Source organism: Desulforhopalus glucosivorans, from assembly GCF_054397165.1.
In genome coordinates this window covers 4,081,641-4,094,812 of sequence record NZ_AP044854.1, presented here as the reverse complement: position 1 = coordinate 4,094,812, position 13,172 = coordinate 4,081,641, and the positions used below count along the sequence as shown (strand labels likewise).

Annotated in this window: 13 protein-coding genes; 3 read left to right on the top strand and 10 right to left on the bottom strand. The window is 45.3% G+C overall.

Annotated features, from left to right (window positions below; genetic code table 11):
- Positions 1 to 10: 10 nt before the first annotated feature.
- The 7 genes from ACX6CI_RS17665 to ACX6CI_RS17635 all read right to left on the bottom strand — a co-directional run bounded on the left by ACX6CI_RS17665 (position 11) and on the right by ACX6CI_RS17635 (position 5,479).
- On the bottom strand, positions 11 to 295 hold the full coding sequence (locus tag ACX6CI_RS17665; protein WP_458774975.1) for a DUF2160 domain-containing protein: 285 nt from the start codon (positions 293 to 295) through the stop codon (positions 11 to 13).
- Between the two features lie 12 nt (positions 296 to 307).
- A complete protein-coding gene (locus ACX6CI_RS17660) occupies positions 308 to 1,105 on the bottom strand; it encodes a carbohydrate ABC transporter permease (protein ID WP_458774974.1) in 798 nt (265 codons plus the stop codon).
- A 1-nt stretch (position 1,106) separates the two neighbouring features.
- Positions 1,107 to 1,988, bottom strand: coding sequence for a carbohydrate ABC transporter permease (locus tag ACX6CI_RS17655; protein ID WP_458778483.1), 882 nt, complete (start codon positions 1,986 to 1,988; stop codon positions 1,107 to 1,109).
- Positions 1,988 to 3,079 carry an ABC transporter ATP-binding protein gene (locus ACX6CI_RS17650; protein ID WP_458774973.1) on the bottom strand — a complete coding sequence of 364 codons (1,092 nt, stop codon included), beginning with the start codon at positions 3,077 to 3,079 and terminating at the stop codon, positions 1,988 to 1,990. The genes ACX6CI_RS17655 and ACX6CI_RS17650 overlap by 1 nt, the downstream gene beginning before the upstream one ends.
- 12 nt (positions 3,080 to 3,091) lie before the next feature.
- Positions 3,092 to 4,180 (bottom strand): ABC transporter ATP-binding protein, encoded by a 1,089-nt coding sequence (locus ACX6CI_RS17645; protein WP_458774972.1) that lies wholly within the window; start codon positions 4,178 to 4,180, stop codon positions 3,092 to 3,094.
- On the bottom strand, positions 4,170 to 4,529 hold the full coding sequence (locus ACX6CI_RS17640) for a hypothetical protein (protein WP_458774971.1): 360 nt from the start codon (positions 4,527 to 4,529) through the stop codon (positions 4,170 to 4,172). The genes ACX6CI_RS17645 and ACX6CI_RS17640 overlap by 11 nt, the downstream gene beginning before the upstream one ends.
- Positions 4,530 to 4,711: 182 nt before the next feature.
- Entirely contained in the window at positions 4,712 to 5,479 is a 768-nt protein-coding gene (locus ACX6CI_RS17635; protein WP_458774970.1) for a DeoR/GlpR family DNA-binding transcription regulator, read from the bottom strand.
- 279 nt (positions 5,480 to 5,758) lie between these two features.
- On the opposite strand from ACX6CI_RS17635, the gene ACX6CI_RS17630 reads away from it, so the two are divergent.
- Positions 5,759 to 6,661 (top strand): DMT family transporter, encoded by a 903-nt coding sequence (locus tag ACX6CI_RS17630; protein ID WP_458774969.1) that lies wholly within the window; start codon positions 5,759 to 5,761, stop codon positions 6,659 to 6,661.
- 132 nt (positions 6,662 to 6,793) lie between these two features.
- Positions 6,794 to 7,579, top strand: a complete 786-nt coding sequence (locus ACX6CI_RS17625) for an O-methyltransferase (protein WP_458774968.1) — start codon at positions 6,794 to 6,796, stop codon at positions 7,577 to 7,579.
- Between the two features lie 14 nt (positions 7,580 to 7,593).
- On the opposite strand, the gene ACX6CI_RS17620 is transcribed toward ACX6CI_RS17625, so the two are convergent.
- From ACX6CI_RS17620 to ACX6CI_RS17610, 3 genes are all read right to left on the bottom strand, one after another.
- Positions 7,594 to 10,557: a CHASE2 domain-containing protein gene (locus tag ACX6CI_RS17620; protein ID WP_458774967.1), complete on the bottom strand. Its 2,964-nt coding sequence runs from the start codon at positions 10,555 to 10,557 to the stop codon at positions 7,594 to 7,596.
- 359 nt (positions 10,558 to 10,916) lie between these two features.
- Positions 10,917 to 11,534, bottom strand: coding sequence for an OmpA family protein (locus tag ACX6CI_RS17615; RefSeq protein WP_458774966.1), 618 nt, complete (start codon positions 11,532 to 11,534; stop codon positions 10,917 to 10,919).
- 58 nt (positions 11,535 to 11,592) lie between these two features.
- Positions 11,593 to 12,039 (bottom strand): FecR family protein, encoded by a 447-nt coding sequence (locus ACX6CI_RS17610; RefSeq protein ID WP_458774965.1) that lies wholly within the window; start codon positions 12,037 to 12,039, stop codon positions 11,593 to 11,595.
- 401 nt (positions 12,040 to 12,440) lie between these two features.
- On the opposite strand from ACX6CI_RS17610, the gene upp reads away from it, so the two are divergent.
- On the top strand, positions 12,441 to 13,067 hold the full coding sequence (gene upp, locus ACX6CI_RS17605; RefSeq protein WP_458774964.1) for a uracil phosphoribosyltransferase: 627 nt from the start codon (positions 12,441 to 12,443) through the stop codon (positions 13,065 to 13,067).
- Positions 13,068 to 13,172: the final 105 nt, after the last annotated feature.

The window sequence follows — 13,172 nt, the reverse complement described above, 5'->3', positions numbered from 1 at the left end:
AAAACAACTATTACACCCACTTAAATACACATACTCCGTATATTAAAGCGATTCCAAAAGCCCACCATAAACTGAAACTGGCAAATAAAGCAAGCCAGAGAATATGAATATAGGCGGATCCCAGAAGTGTTACAAAGAGGCGATCTCCCCTTGTGGTTTCAAACCGTAATACACCCACGCGAGGATTGCCACCGGGAGATTTCTTCTCCCAGATTGTCATAATGATAAGAATACAGAAAATAGTAATAAAAAAAGTGGCGGTCGGTTTAGTCCATGCCATCCAGCTAAGATTCATAGCATTCTCCCCCTATACTCGTCCGAGGGCAAAACCCTTGGCAATGTGATTACGGACAAACCAGATGACCAGGGCACCTGGAACGATGGTTAATACACCGGCTGCTGCAAGAACACCCCAATCAAGACCTGAGGCGGATACCGTTCGGGTCATAATGGCGGAGATTGGCTTCGCATTGACCGCTGTAAGGGTTCGTGCAAGCAAAAGCTCAACCCAGGAGAACATGAAACAGAAAAAGGCTGTAACGCCGATACCTGAAGCAATATTCGGGATGAATATTTTAACGAAAAATCGTGGCCAGGAATACCCGTCAACAAAGGCGGTTTCATCAATCTCTTTTGGAATACCGGACATAAAACCTTCAAGAATCCAAACAGCCAGTGGCAGGTTAAAGAGACAGTGGGCAAGGGCCACCGCAAAATGGGTATCAAACAGACCAATGGACGAATAGAGCTGGAAAAACGGCAGGGCGAAAACAGCAGGTGGTGCCATGCGGTTGGTGAGCAGCCAGAAAAACAGATGCTTGTCACCTATAAAGCTGTATCTGGAAAAAGCATAGGCTGCAGGCAGGGCAAAACATACCGAGATAACCACGTTTATAGAAACGTAGATCATCGAGTTAATGTAACCTGAGTACCATGACGGATCGGTGAAGATCACCATGTAGTTGTCAAAGGTCAGGTTCTGTGGCCAGAGACTGAAGACGGAAAGAATTTCTTCATTGGTCTTAAGGCTCATGTTGACCAGCCAGTAAATGGGCAACATGAGAAAAATTATATATAGAGTTGGTATGATCCACTTACCGCGCATATCAGGCACCTCCGTTTGAGCTTTCTTCTCCGATGTTGCTCATGACAGTGTAGAACACCCAACTGAGCAGGAGAATAACGAGAAAATATAGAAGTGACATCGCTGCAGCGGGACCGAGGTCGAACTGTCCAATGGCCATCTTCACAAGATCGATAGACATAAAGGTTGTAGAGTTTCCAGGGCCACCACCGGTGATAACAAAGGGTTCGGTGTAGATCATGAAACTGTCCATAAATCTCAACAGCACCGCTATGAGCAGAACACGCTGCATTTTAGGGAGCTGGATATATCTGAATACTGCAATTCGAGATGCACCATCAATTTTTGCCGCCTGATAATATGCATCGGGGATAGAGCTCAGTCCAGCATAGGAGAGCAACACAACTAGGCTGGTCCAGTGCCATACATCCATTACAATAATTGTAATCCATGCTGCAACCGGATCCTGGGTATAGTTGTAGTCCACTCCAAGGGATGCGAGGCTGTGTCCGAGCAGGCCAATGTCAACACGGCCGAAAATCTGCCAGATGGTTCCCACAACATTCCATGGAATGAGAAGTGGCAGGGCCATGGAGATTAGGCAGACCGGTACAGCCCAGCCTTTTTTAGGCATGGCAAGTGCGATGGCAATACCTAAAGGAATTTCAATGGCCAGGATGATTGCAGAAAACGAGATCTGTCTGAAAAAAGCATCGTGGAATCTTTCCGAATGGATGATGTCTTTGAACCAGTCCATGCCAATCCAGAAGAACTGGTTGTTACCAAAGGTGTCCTGGAAGGCATAGTTTACAACGGTCATGAGTGGGATGATGGCACTAAATGCTACCAGAAGAAAAACCGGCAGGACCATAAACCATGCTTTCTGATTTACTTGTTTTTCGATCATTTGGCATCTCCTGATATAAGGTGATCATTCACGTAAATATGGGTGTGGCTGGTGTCAAAGTGCAGGCTGACCTTGTCACCGATTGCGGATGAAAACTCATCCATGACGACGTTAAAATCCTTGTCTCCAAGTTGGACGCGGATGATCTTATACCTGCCAATATCATCAATCTTTGTAACGGTCACAGGGAGGCCGCCGGGGGTGTCAGTTGTTGTAAGGTTAAGATGCTCAGGTCGCACACCGACTTCAATTTTGTCCCCATTTTTTTGAACAGGGTAGTTGAGACCTAGAGTAATTTCATTTCCTTCAACAACAATTGAATCGCCCGCAAGTGTACAGGGAGCAATGTTCATTCCCGGTGAACCGATGAAGTAACCGACAAAGGTGTGCTCGGGGCGCTCAAAAAGCGCCTCAGGGGTACCGACCTGTACGATTTGACCCTCGTACATAACAATAACTTCGTCAGCAAAGGTGAGGGCCTCGGTCTGATCGTGGGTAACATAGATCATGGTGAAACCGAACTGCTTGTGCAGGTATTTCAACTGAGAGCGAATCTCCCACTTGAGTTGGGGATCAATTACAGTGAGGGGCTCATCAAAGAGGATTGCATTAACAGATTGACGGATCAGTCCGCGACCAAGGGAAATCTTCTGTTTAGCATCGGCTGTGAGATGCTGTGCCTTGGTGTGCAGGTTCTCACTGAGACCTAGCATCTCGGCAAGTTCTATGACCCGTGGCTCAATTTCCTCCATGGAACGCCCCCTGTTCTTTAGGGGGAAGGCCAGATTTTGAAACACTGTCATTGTGTCGTAAATCACTGGAAATTGAAAGATCTGAGCGATGTTTCTCTGTTCAGTGGGCAGCTTTGTGACATTGTCCTCATTAAACCTCACCTCACCATCGGTGGGAATCAGAAGACCTGAAATAATATTCAACAGGGTTGTTTTTCCACAGCCAGAGGGGCCAAGGAGGGCATATGCTCCGCCATCACGCCAGGTGAGGTTAAGCTTTTTGAGAGCGTAGTCTTCAGGGTTGTCTGAGGGGCCGCTATAACAATGTGCGATATCTTTAAGTGTAATATTTGCCATACAATTCTCCTTCTATACACCGGTCACAGTTTCCGGCGTTACAACCAGAGACTCGTTTCTGTCAAATACATAAAATGTATCGGGGTCAAGAAAAATTTCGATTGTTTCATTGACGTCGAACTGATGGATTCCAGACGCCAACAGTACCCAGCGAACTCCGGCCACATCAACATGGACGTAGCTCTCAGATCCTGTTATTTCGGTCACCGCAACCTTGGCCTTGACACTGATGTCACTCTCTTTTGTCCGCTCTAGATAGAGGTTATGGGGCCTGAAGGCGATGGTGTAATCGTCATCTGGAAGTTGGGGTAGTTTGCCAAGAACGGGGACTTCAACATGGCTCTTGTAGAGGATTCTGCCGTTGAGCTTGACCACCGGTAGTGTGTTGAGTGGGGGATCAGAGAGTGTCTTTGCGGTGATCAGGTTTTCAGGTCTTGTGAACACCTCTATGGTACCACCAAACTGGGTGACCTGCCCTTCGTGCAGGGTGGCGGTATTTCCACCAAGCAGCAGTGCCTCAGATGGTTCAGTTGTTGCGTAAACGAAGATAGCACCGGTTTCAGAGAAGATGCGTGGCAATTCCTCGCGGAGTTCTTCTCGCAGCTTGTAATCAAGGTTGGCAAGGGGTTCGTCCAACAGTACCAGGTCAGCACCCTTAACGAGGGCTCTGGCCAGGGCTGTTCGTTGCTGTTGTCCACCGGAAAGTTCATTTGGACCACGGTCCAGCATGTTTTCCAGTTTTAGAAGGGAGGCAACCTTTGCAACCTTCTCTTTAATTATAGATTCTTCGACCTTTGCAATACGCATGGGGGAGGCGATATTTTCAAAGACGGAGAGGTTCGGGTAGTTGATGAACTGTTGATATACCATGGCTGCATTACGTTTTTGAACTGCAACGCCAGTAACATCTTTTCCTCCAAAGTGAACCGTGCCGGTTGTTGGTTGATCCAGGCCCGCCATAAGACGCATAAGTGTTGTTTTACCTGAAAGTGTAGGACCGAGCAGGATATTCAACGTTCCCGGCTCGAATACAAGAGAAACGTCGGTGATGTGGAAATCCTTCCCGACTTTTTTACTTACATTGCGTAGCTCAAGCTGCATTACTTCTCCTCGTCAGTGGCGGTTGTAGGTATGCCGCCAGTTGTTCTTTGATGTAACCATCAAGGACAGTACTCTCACGATTCGTTTCTTTACGATTGAATCTTTCCTGTCGCCACAATACATCTGTATCTGTTGCTGTCCGTTTAGAGTAAGAAATAAAGATCACCCTAAATACTAAAAAATGAATTAAACGCTGTGGAAACCTCTTTAGGAGAGGCATAGTGAATTGTGACTTGTGGGCGGATAAATCGAAAATAGCAGAAAAGTCCATCCTGGCAGCATAGTGGTTTATGCCGCAGTCACTAGTGGTCCAATCGGTTGTTGCTACATCGTAAACAGGTGTCATCATGATCGGCACTCTGTTGAGTTTAATATATGTGTAAGAGAGAGGTTTCAGCTTTTGCTGTGATCGCTTTCGAACGCAAGTCTAAATGATAAATAACCGAAATAAAATTATGAGGCAAGCGAAAACCCCCTAATTTTATACATTCTTGTGAAAAAACCATTCCATTGTGAATGGGGTGTAAATCCTTAGGATTGGGCGGTAACGATACCAATGTTATTTACTTTACAGATATCACTAAGTTTCCCCGGTAACCTTTTGTCGGTCACAAGTGTCGTGATTTGTGAAAGGTGTCCTATGCGAATTGGAGCGCTCCTTTCGAATTTCATGGTATCCGCAACGAGGATAACGTGCCTTGCGTTTTTTATGATAGCCTGGGCCACTCGAACTTCACGAAAATCATAATCCAGAAGTGAACCATCTTCATCAATGGCTGAAACACCTATTACAGCATAGTCGACCTTAAATTGATTGATAAAGTCAACGGCGGCAACGCCGACGATTCCACCGTCTGAGAGTCGAACCTGTCCACCTGCTATGATGAGTTCTATGTTTGGATAGTGCTTCATGATATCAATAGCATTGATGTTGTTGGTGATGACAAGCAACCCCCTGTGGTTATAGAGGGCGTGGGCAACCTGCTCAGTGGTGGTTCCAATGTTGAGGAGTAGAGACGAGTTGTCGGGGATGAGTTCTGCAGCGCTTTGGCCTATGGCCTTTTTGGCAGCGGGTGCGAGCATTCTTCTGGCTTCATAACTGACATTCTCAATGCCGGAACCCACAATGGCCCCTCCGTGAACACGTTGGAGCAGCTGTTTGTCGCAGAGTTCATTTAAGTCTTTTCGAATGGTCTGGGGAGATACTGTAAAGCTTGCGGAAAGTTCTTCCACCTCGACCCTGCCGTTTTTCCTGGCGAGTCCTAAAATTTTATTATGTCTCTCTGACAATATCTCCATACAAGTTCCTCTCGTAATTGTGATGTTTTTTTCATTGAGCACCTTTTGTCTATTATTCAACGAAGGTTCAGTAATGTCAATTTGTATTTCATATGAAACTAATGTCACGGGTTTTGGAAAGGTCGTTGGCAGCTCATTGTTGCCAAATACTCTGTTTGAAGGCCTGGATGAGTTGACGCTTGTAATCTGATTCACGCTCTGTATAATCTTGCCAGTTTTCTATGATAAAAAAGTTGTTGCCGTTATTTTTGCATAAATATCGAAGTTTTTTAGGGAAAAATGAATCGTTTACAGGCTAATTTAACGCTGCTTCTGGCTGCCATGATATGGGGTTCCAGCTTCGTTGTGCAGCAGATCGGAACAGGTGAACTGGGGACAATAACCTTCACCGGGGCGCGCTTTCTCCTTGGGGGGCTTGTAGTGCTCCCATTTGCCTTGCGCCAGTTCAAAACAGTGAATACTAAGCAACGCCCCTTTGTGTTCATGGATTGGCTCGGGGTGATTCTTACCGGTTTTATTCTTTTTACAGCTGCGGCCTTACAGCAACATGGTATTCTTCGAACAACGGTTATAAATAGCGGTTTTCTCACCGCGCTATATGTACCAATGGTTCCAGTTCTCGGATTGTTGTTTTTAAAACGAAAGGTACATTTTTCAATATGGCCTGCCTCCATTTTCTGTTTTCTTGGTACATATATACTGAGCGGGGCCCAGGAAGTTCATCTCACAATCGGAGATTTGTGGGTGATTTCCAGCACAATTTTCTGGGCAAGTCATGTTATTTTAGTGGGGATAATGGCCTCGAAAACCGGAGCTCCACTGGTTGTTGCCTGTTGTCAATTTCTTGTCTGTGGCTTTGTCGGCTTAGTACTTGGTGTTGTTGTGGAGGCACCGTCATTTGCTCAAATTATCGGGGCCGGTTGGGGGATCTGCTATATTGGATTTTTCTCGGTGGGTATGGCGTTTACCTTTCAGGTCGTTGGCCAGAGGTACACCCCGGCACCAGATGCAGCCATAATCCTCAGCTCTGAAACTGTGTTTGCCGCAATGGGCGGAATGGTCTTTCTTGGCGAGCGACTGAGTCTCTTTCAGGTTTCAGGAGCAGCGATGATTCTTGGGGCAATCTTACTTGTGGAGTTATTGCCTCTTACAGGACTTGGTAAGCCACGACCACTGCAGTAAAAAATTATACGGTAAGCTGGTGTTGTGGTTATTTTGCCTGTTTGAGTGTTTGTCGTTTCACTTGTAGAGCAGGCAAACAACGAAAAGTGATGAATAGCCGTGCGTAACGAATAGTGAGCAGGAGATGGGTCGATGAAATTTGAAGAAATACGCAAACAGGTGCAGGGTATTCCCTATGTGATGGATGATATGGCATATGATCTCTACCATCATGTATTATCCCATAAGCCACAAGAGTGTCTTGAGCTGGGCTTTGGTCACGGAGCCTCCAGCTGTTATGTTGCCGCAGCATTGGATGAGTTGGGCGCAGGCCACCTGACCTCTGTGGATCTCGTGGGAGCTAAAGAGTGGCAGGATCCTACAATTGAAAATCTGTTACAAAAAACAGGTTTGTCAAAATGGGTTACCGTTATCCGGGAAAATACGGGGTACAACTGGTTTCTTAAAAAGAAGATAGCCGCATCAACTGTGGCAAATGTCTGTTCCCCATCCTACGATTTCTGTTTTATAGATGGGGCAAAAAACTGGACCATAGATGGGGCGGCATTTTTCCTCGCGGACAAACTCCTGAAAGAAGACGCCTGGATTGTTTTTGATGATTTGCAGTGGACCTACGAAAGTAAACTCAGGGAGGGGAAAAAGAAAACAGATGGTGTCTCCATGCTTGAAATGGGTGATGATGAACTGAATGAGCCCCATGTTGAGCGGATCTTTCAATTGCTGGTGATGCAGCACCCTGGCTACTCAAATTTTTTAGTAAAAGATGACTGGTGGGGCTGGGCCCAGAAAAGTTCAACCGGTGAAAAGGATGTTCGGCTTACCAGGAGTGAGGGGTACTTAAAACGACTGGCGAAGTGGGAGGACAAACATCAAAAGAGAAAGAGACGCCCCTTTGAGCCTGTTGAACCCTTTGTGTAAGTCGCAGGTTCAGATTACTGGTCCAGTTCTGTTCTTACGGTGTGGGCAAGTTTCTCCATTGAATACGGTTTTTGGATATAGTTCCCTGCGCCGAGTTTTTGCATGGACTTAACACGGTCTGATTCAGAGTAACCGCTGGCTATTATAGCTTTTTGCTTTGGGTGCAAGCGTAGTATTTCCTTATATATTTCAAGGCCATCTAGTTGACCAGGCATGATCATGTCTACAATAAGCAGATCTACGTTTCTCTTTTGCATGAGATCAAGGACCTCTGTGCTTTTCTGGGCTGTAAACACTGTGTAGCCCAGTTTCTCTAATATGTTTTTTCCTATGATGAGTTGTTCTTCCTGGTCATCAATAATGAGGATTGTCTCACTGTCCCTGGCGCCGGGAAGGGTCTGTGGTTCCACGGTATTGGTTATTTGCTTCTTCGTTGCCGGGAGGTAGAGACTGATAGTCGTTCCGACATTTTCAGTACTGGTGATGTCAAAAAATCCGTCGTGATCTTTAACGGTGGCCCAGATTATGGTCATTCCAAGGCCCGTTCCTTTTCTCCTGGATGGTTTTTGGGTGTAAAATGGTTCAAATATCTTTGTAATATCGTCTTCCGGAATTCCTGTGCCGCTGTCTCTCACCTGGATGGAAATATAGTTTCCAGCTGGAATATCCTCATATCCCTTTAATACTTCGTTAAGCTTTGTTTTTGAGGTTGTAATAGTGATTTGCCCATGGCCAACTATTGCCTCCATGCCGTTATTAATAAGGTTCATCACAGTCTTCGACATATGAACGCAGGAGCCAATGATATTTGCCTGTGGAGTTAAGAACTCAGCGATAACTGTAACATTTGGATTACGCTGTAGGGCCTCATTGTGTTCTGTGGACTCCAGATAGTCTGATATGATTGTGTTCAGGTCGCATACTTCCTGGCGGTGAATATTTCTTCGAGCGAGAGTGAGGAGGTCCTGTACAATTATGGCAGCCTTTTGGCCTGATTTTTTTATGAGGGAAATTTTATTGTAGAGCGGGTCATCTTTCGGCGTGTCAGCAAGAATCATATCGGGGTAAGAGACTATGCCGCTCAGGATATTATTAAGGTCGTGGGCAACGCCGGCCGCAAGATTCCCAATGGCTTCCATTTTTTTGGCCTGAAGGAGTTGATGTTCAATCTGTTTTCGTTCAGTTATATCTTTTACTATGCCCTGGGTGCCGATAAATGCATCTCTTTCGCCCGTTGCTTCTCTGTATAGTCCAGCCGCAGAAACACTGAAGTAACGGAACTCACTCTTGCCGGTAGTATCTTCAACAAGTAAACGGAGTCGCACTTCCAGGTCCTGGGTCGCTCGGGAACCTGTTCTTCGTTCGTTGAGTTTATGCTGGGCCTTCTCCTGGTCTTCAGGGACAACCAGATCAAAAATCGATCGGCCAAGAAGTGGAGAATTGAGCCTTTTGTATCTGGAAACAGCAGAGCTGATAAAGATAATTCGTCCCTTTTTGTCCAGACGAAAAACAATATCCGGAATGGTGTTTAAAATTGATTGAAGAGTTTCCTGGCTGGTTTCAAGGAGTTGAAGGGCGTTTCCTGCTTCTGAGGCAGAATATTGCTGGAGGAACTTATACTTAACAGTCCGTAGGATGAAAAAATTAGTGAGAAGACAACTCCAGAGCAGTAGAGGTGAAAAGAGCAATCCCCATTTTCTGCAGAGATACAGAGAGCAACCACCAATAAGAGACAAGCTCAATATAAAAAGAATCCCGGTTAAAAAGGTGGAATGTCGAGCGATGCTATAGACCAGAGCCAGTGTAAATAAACAGGTTAAGAACAGTTCAATGGCCCAGTAGAGGTCACCTCGAGTGGTATGGTACCCGGCAGTGAGTGATTGGTAGGTCAGTTTATGAATATCTACCATGGAAACTTTGTTTGCTGTTGTCAGTCGATATTTTTGGGCCAGGCCCGATGCAGTAATACCAATAAAAGCTATTTTATCCTTAAGCAGTGCAGGATCTATGCTGTCATTGAGGATATCAGCGGCTGAGATGTGCGTGGTTTTGACATGGGGAGCAGGGTTGAGCAGCATATTGCCTTTTGAGTCTATGGGTATTCTTCCCGGGAGGATATATTTTGTTCCCAGGAGCCCTTTTGCAATAGATATGTTTTGGGTATTTTTTGTTTGAAACAGGATTTGTAGAGCGAATGAAGGATATGTCGTACCATCGTACTTTAGAAGGAGGGGAAGGCGTCTTAGAATTCCATCGCTGTCAGGGGTGCCGTTGAAAAACCCTGACGGCGTTTTTGCTTGATTAATTGTGTTGTTGTTACAGAGAATATCGATTGGTTGATATAACGATATTGCCGCATCCTGATTTGTCGAACCATTCAAAGGTGCGGCGGCTGGAGTACAGTTCTGGGCTCTGTGCCCGGTTTTTGTAAACAGGAACTCATAACCGAGCACGGCGTTGCTTTGCCTAAGGGTGTTTGCAAGGTAGGCATCATGGTCGAGGAGTAGTGGTGGAACGGCAGATGTGTCTATGGAGTAACCAAGATCCTGATGCAGGGCCTGCTTCCATCTTGCCGGTGATGTTTGGTCAGGTTCGGGGAAGAGTATATTAATAGCTATGGTTGCGGCACCGCTTTGTTCTAATTTTTCTATCAACATAGCGATTCGATATCTTGGCCAGGGCCATTGTCCATATTGTGACAGGCTGTTGTCGTCTATGGTGATGGTTGTTGTCTCTTTTTCTGGTGTCTGCACCGCTGTGTTCGTGAGGAGGAAATCCACTGCCAGCAGGTCAAGGAATTTTCCTGTGGGGGTGAACAGGTATAGAGCAATGAGCAGCAGAGTAAGGCAAGCACTCCATATGGATAGAGTTCGAGAGAGAGAGAATCCGGCCGCTCCCTTAGGATGTAGTTGAGGAAGAATTTGTGTTAGCATGTTGGTCGTGGTTGCAGGTGCAGGCTCAATGGGAAGTGCGCGCATTTATCATGAGCTTTTACAATCCAAACTTAATTGTATGATTTTACTTACCAAAGTAAATGCCGCAAATAACAGTGTGCTTTTTGTTTGAAATCAAAAAGCCCACCCTTCGGGTTAAAATATCTTTACGCAGGTACAGCGTTACAAGCCACTTGGAGTAGTTTAAGGTCACTTTCTACGATAACGAAGGATAGCTGACCATGTCAGCGCGCCCGTAGGGTGAGAAACATACACTGAGTTAAGTGTACAAACTGTCACTAGATTTGGTGACAAAAAACAAGTCTAACAGTTAGATATTACGTTGTATTATTGTTTTTGAACTTAGCCTTTCATGAAATATGTGGGTTGGGCCTTACTTCCCATTAACGCACAACCACCTCTACTCTCCTGTTTTTGGGCTCGTGAACGTTGTCTTCTGTAGGGATGAGCGGATTGTTTTCACCATGAGAGGTTGTTGTTATGTAACTTTTATTAAGACCTTTCTTCTTAAGAATATCAGCGATAGCCTGGGCCCTTAGTTTAGATAAGCGTAGGTTGTACTCAGGGTTACCTGCTGTATCGGTGTGGCCGATGACACTGATATTTTTGGACTCTCTTTTTTGAACTGTTTGAAGCACTTCAGGTATTAACTTGGTGGACGCATCGGTTAACCTGTTTGAGTCCCGCTTGAAATAAAGGATGAAATGCTTTGGTTGTTCAGGCAGGCTTTGGAGCGCCTCAGAAAAATCCTTTTGAATAGCATCTTCTGTCAGGATGGTTGGTGTCGAGGGGGCAGACTGTCTTCCTTTTACTACAGTCGCTTCTTGGGCCTTTGTGATGTCCACTGAGCCACCATCTGAGGTAACTCTGACCTTGCCAACCTTGCCGCTGGGGTCCGGCAGAAGCACAACTTGGGTTTGTTTTGCGCAACCGCTGGAGCCAATTGTGAAGAGAACAGCAACTACAAACGTCCTTATGAAGAATCGTTGTGCTAAAAACATATGATGTCCCTTGATGAGGTCTTGATAAAGGTTTATTCAGTTTTTTCGTTTTCGGAGGTTAATGTATTTGAACCAGAAACTTGGTTCCACGCACGCCAAGTGTTGCGTCTGGAGTTTCGAGCTTAACCTGGTCCGGGGCAAGTTTGGCTATCTGCCCGGATATAAATGAAAAGGTTCCTTTGATCAGTTGTGCGACAAAAGATAATTTTTTCTGGGCTGGATCAAAGATAAACTCCTCAATGGACATTTCACTGTTTGATCCCAGTGATACAACGGTATCATCATCGAAAATAAGACCGATATTGCTCTTGGGTCCAGTTGTTACCGTGTCTCCCTCATTAATTTTCATGTTAGGGACAGCTCTGATGCTTGAGGCGCTATTGCTGAGATAGACGCTGCCAGAGACCGACTTGATAATCCCTATAGTTTCAAGGGCATAGGCATGGGTTGCCAGGCAGGCTAAGAGTGAGGCCGCAATAAGTGTAGATAAGAAAGGAGTTCTCATGATAAGGCCTTGTTGGGAATTATGATTTTTCAGTATTATTTATGCTATCACTCTATGTAGGCCGCGTGAAGATAAAATAATGCCTTTGACCAATTTATTTAATATTCGATACCTTATAACTTTATATATACTGAATGGAGTTGTCATAGTCCAATAGAATAGTGTTGCTCCGAGGAAAAACATGACTGGCGGTAAAACGGTTTTCCTTGAAAATACCTTGCTTTTTCTGCAATTTTTTTTAAAAGAAGGGAACGTGAAAAAGTGTAATGTTAGCCTGGAAAATTGTTGCCCTTTCAGTAGAATTTCGTCTGTATGCAGCAGGGCTCTCCAAAGACAACACATCTATAATACCGGAATTGCAGATTGGTCTGTGAATCTTTAACCCTCCCAGGGAGAAAAATATGGCTGTACATATAGCGGATCATCCGCTCATTAAGCATAAACTTGGATTGATGCGTCAGCATGATATCTCAACGAAGGACTTTAGAGATCTTTCTTCCGAGGTTGCAAGACTTCTGACCTATGAAGCAGCAAAAGATCTACCTACTGAGAAGAAGACTATTCAAGGCTGGGCCGGCCCTGTTGAGGTTGATGAACTGAAGGGAAAAAAAATCACTATTGTACCGATTCTTCGTGCAGGGCTTGGTATGATGGATGGTGTTATCGATCTCATTCCTTCGGCTAAGGTAAGTGTTGTGGGTTACTACAGAAATGAGGAAACCCTGCAGCCGGTTGAATACTATGTAAAGCTTGCCAGTGGTATTGAGGAACGAGTTGCACTGATCCTCGATCCTATGCTGGCAACCGGTGGAACCCTTATGGCCACCATTGAAACCTTGAAAAAAGCTGGTTGTAAAAAAATCAAAGGTCTTTTTCTTGTTGCGGCACCTGAAGGGCTGAAGGTAATTACCGATGCCCATCCCGATATAGAGATATATGTAGCCTCCGTGGATGAACGACTTAATGAGGTCGGTTACATCTTACCGGGGCTAGGCGATGCCGGGGATAAGATCTTTGGCACCAAGTAAGGCAAAGAGCCATTGCAGATTCTGTAATGGCTCTTTTTTTTGTGCCTATTCTGTGTACCCAAAATTGCACATTGAGGTCAATGGGTAGCGGTAGGCTTGTTTTTT

Excerpts from the sequence above, each read along its gene's own strand:
- ACX6CI_RS17650 (WP_458774973.1), bottom strand. The coding sequence starts at position 3,079 with ATGGCAAATATTACACTTAAAGATATCGCACATTGTTATAGCGGCCCC.
- ACX6CI_RS17610 (WP_458774965.1), bottom strand. The coding sequence starts at position 12,039 with ATGAGAACTCCTTTCTTATCTACACTTATTGCGGCCTCACTCTTAGCC.
- ACX6CI_RS17615 (WP_458774966.1), bottom strand. The coding sequence starts at position 11,534 with ATGTTTTTAGCACAACGATTCTTCATAAGGACGTTTGTAGTTGCTGTT.
- ACX6CI_RS17620 (WP_458774967.1), bottom strand. The coding sequence starts at position 10,557 with ATGCGCGCACTTCCCATTGAGCCTGCACCTGCAACCACGACCAACATG.
- ACX6CI_RS17640 (WP_458774971.1), bottom strand. The coding sequence starts at position 4,529 with ATGATGACACCTGTTTACGATGTAGCAACAACCGATTGGACCACTAGT.
- upp (WP_458774964.1), top strand. The coding sequence starts at position 12,441 with ATGGCTGTACATATAGCGGATCATCCGCTCATTAAGCATAAACTTGGA.
- ACX6CI_RS17660 (WP_458774974.1), bottom strand. The coding sequence starts at position 1,105 with ATGCGCGGTAAGTGGATCATACCAACTCTATATATAATTTTTCTCATG.
- ACX6CI_RS17645 (WP_458774972.1), bottom strand. The coding sequence starts at position 4,180 with ATGCAGCTTGAGCTACGCAATGTAAGTAAAAAAGTCGGGAAGGATTTC.
- ACX6CI_RS17625 (WP_458774968.1), top strand. The coding sequence starts at position 6,794 with ATGAAATTTGAAGAAATACGCAAACAGGTGCAGGGTATTCCCTATGTG.
- ACX6CI_RS17635 (WP_458774970.1), bottom strand. The coding sequence starts at position 5,479 with ATGGAGATATTGTCAGAGAGACATAATAAAATTTTAGGACTCGCCAGG.
- ACX6CI_RS17630 (WP_458774969.1), top strand. The coding sequence starts at position 5,759 with ATGAATCGTTTACAGGCTAATTTAACGCTGCTTCTGGCTGCCATGATA.
- ACX6CI_RS17665 (WP_458774975.1), bottom strand. The coding sequence starts at position 295 with ATGAATCTTAGCTGGATGGCATGGACTAAACCGACCGCCACTTTTTTT.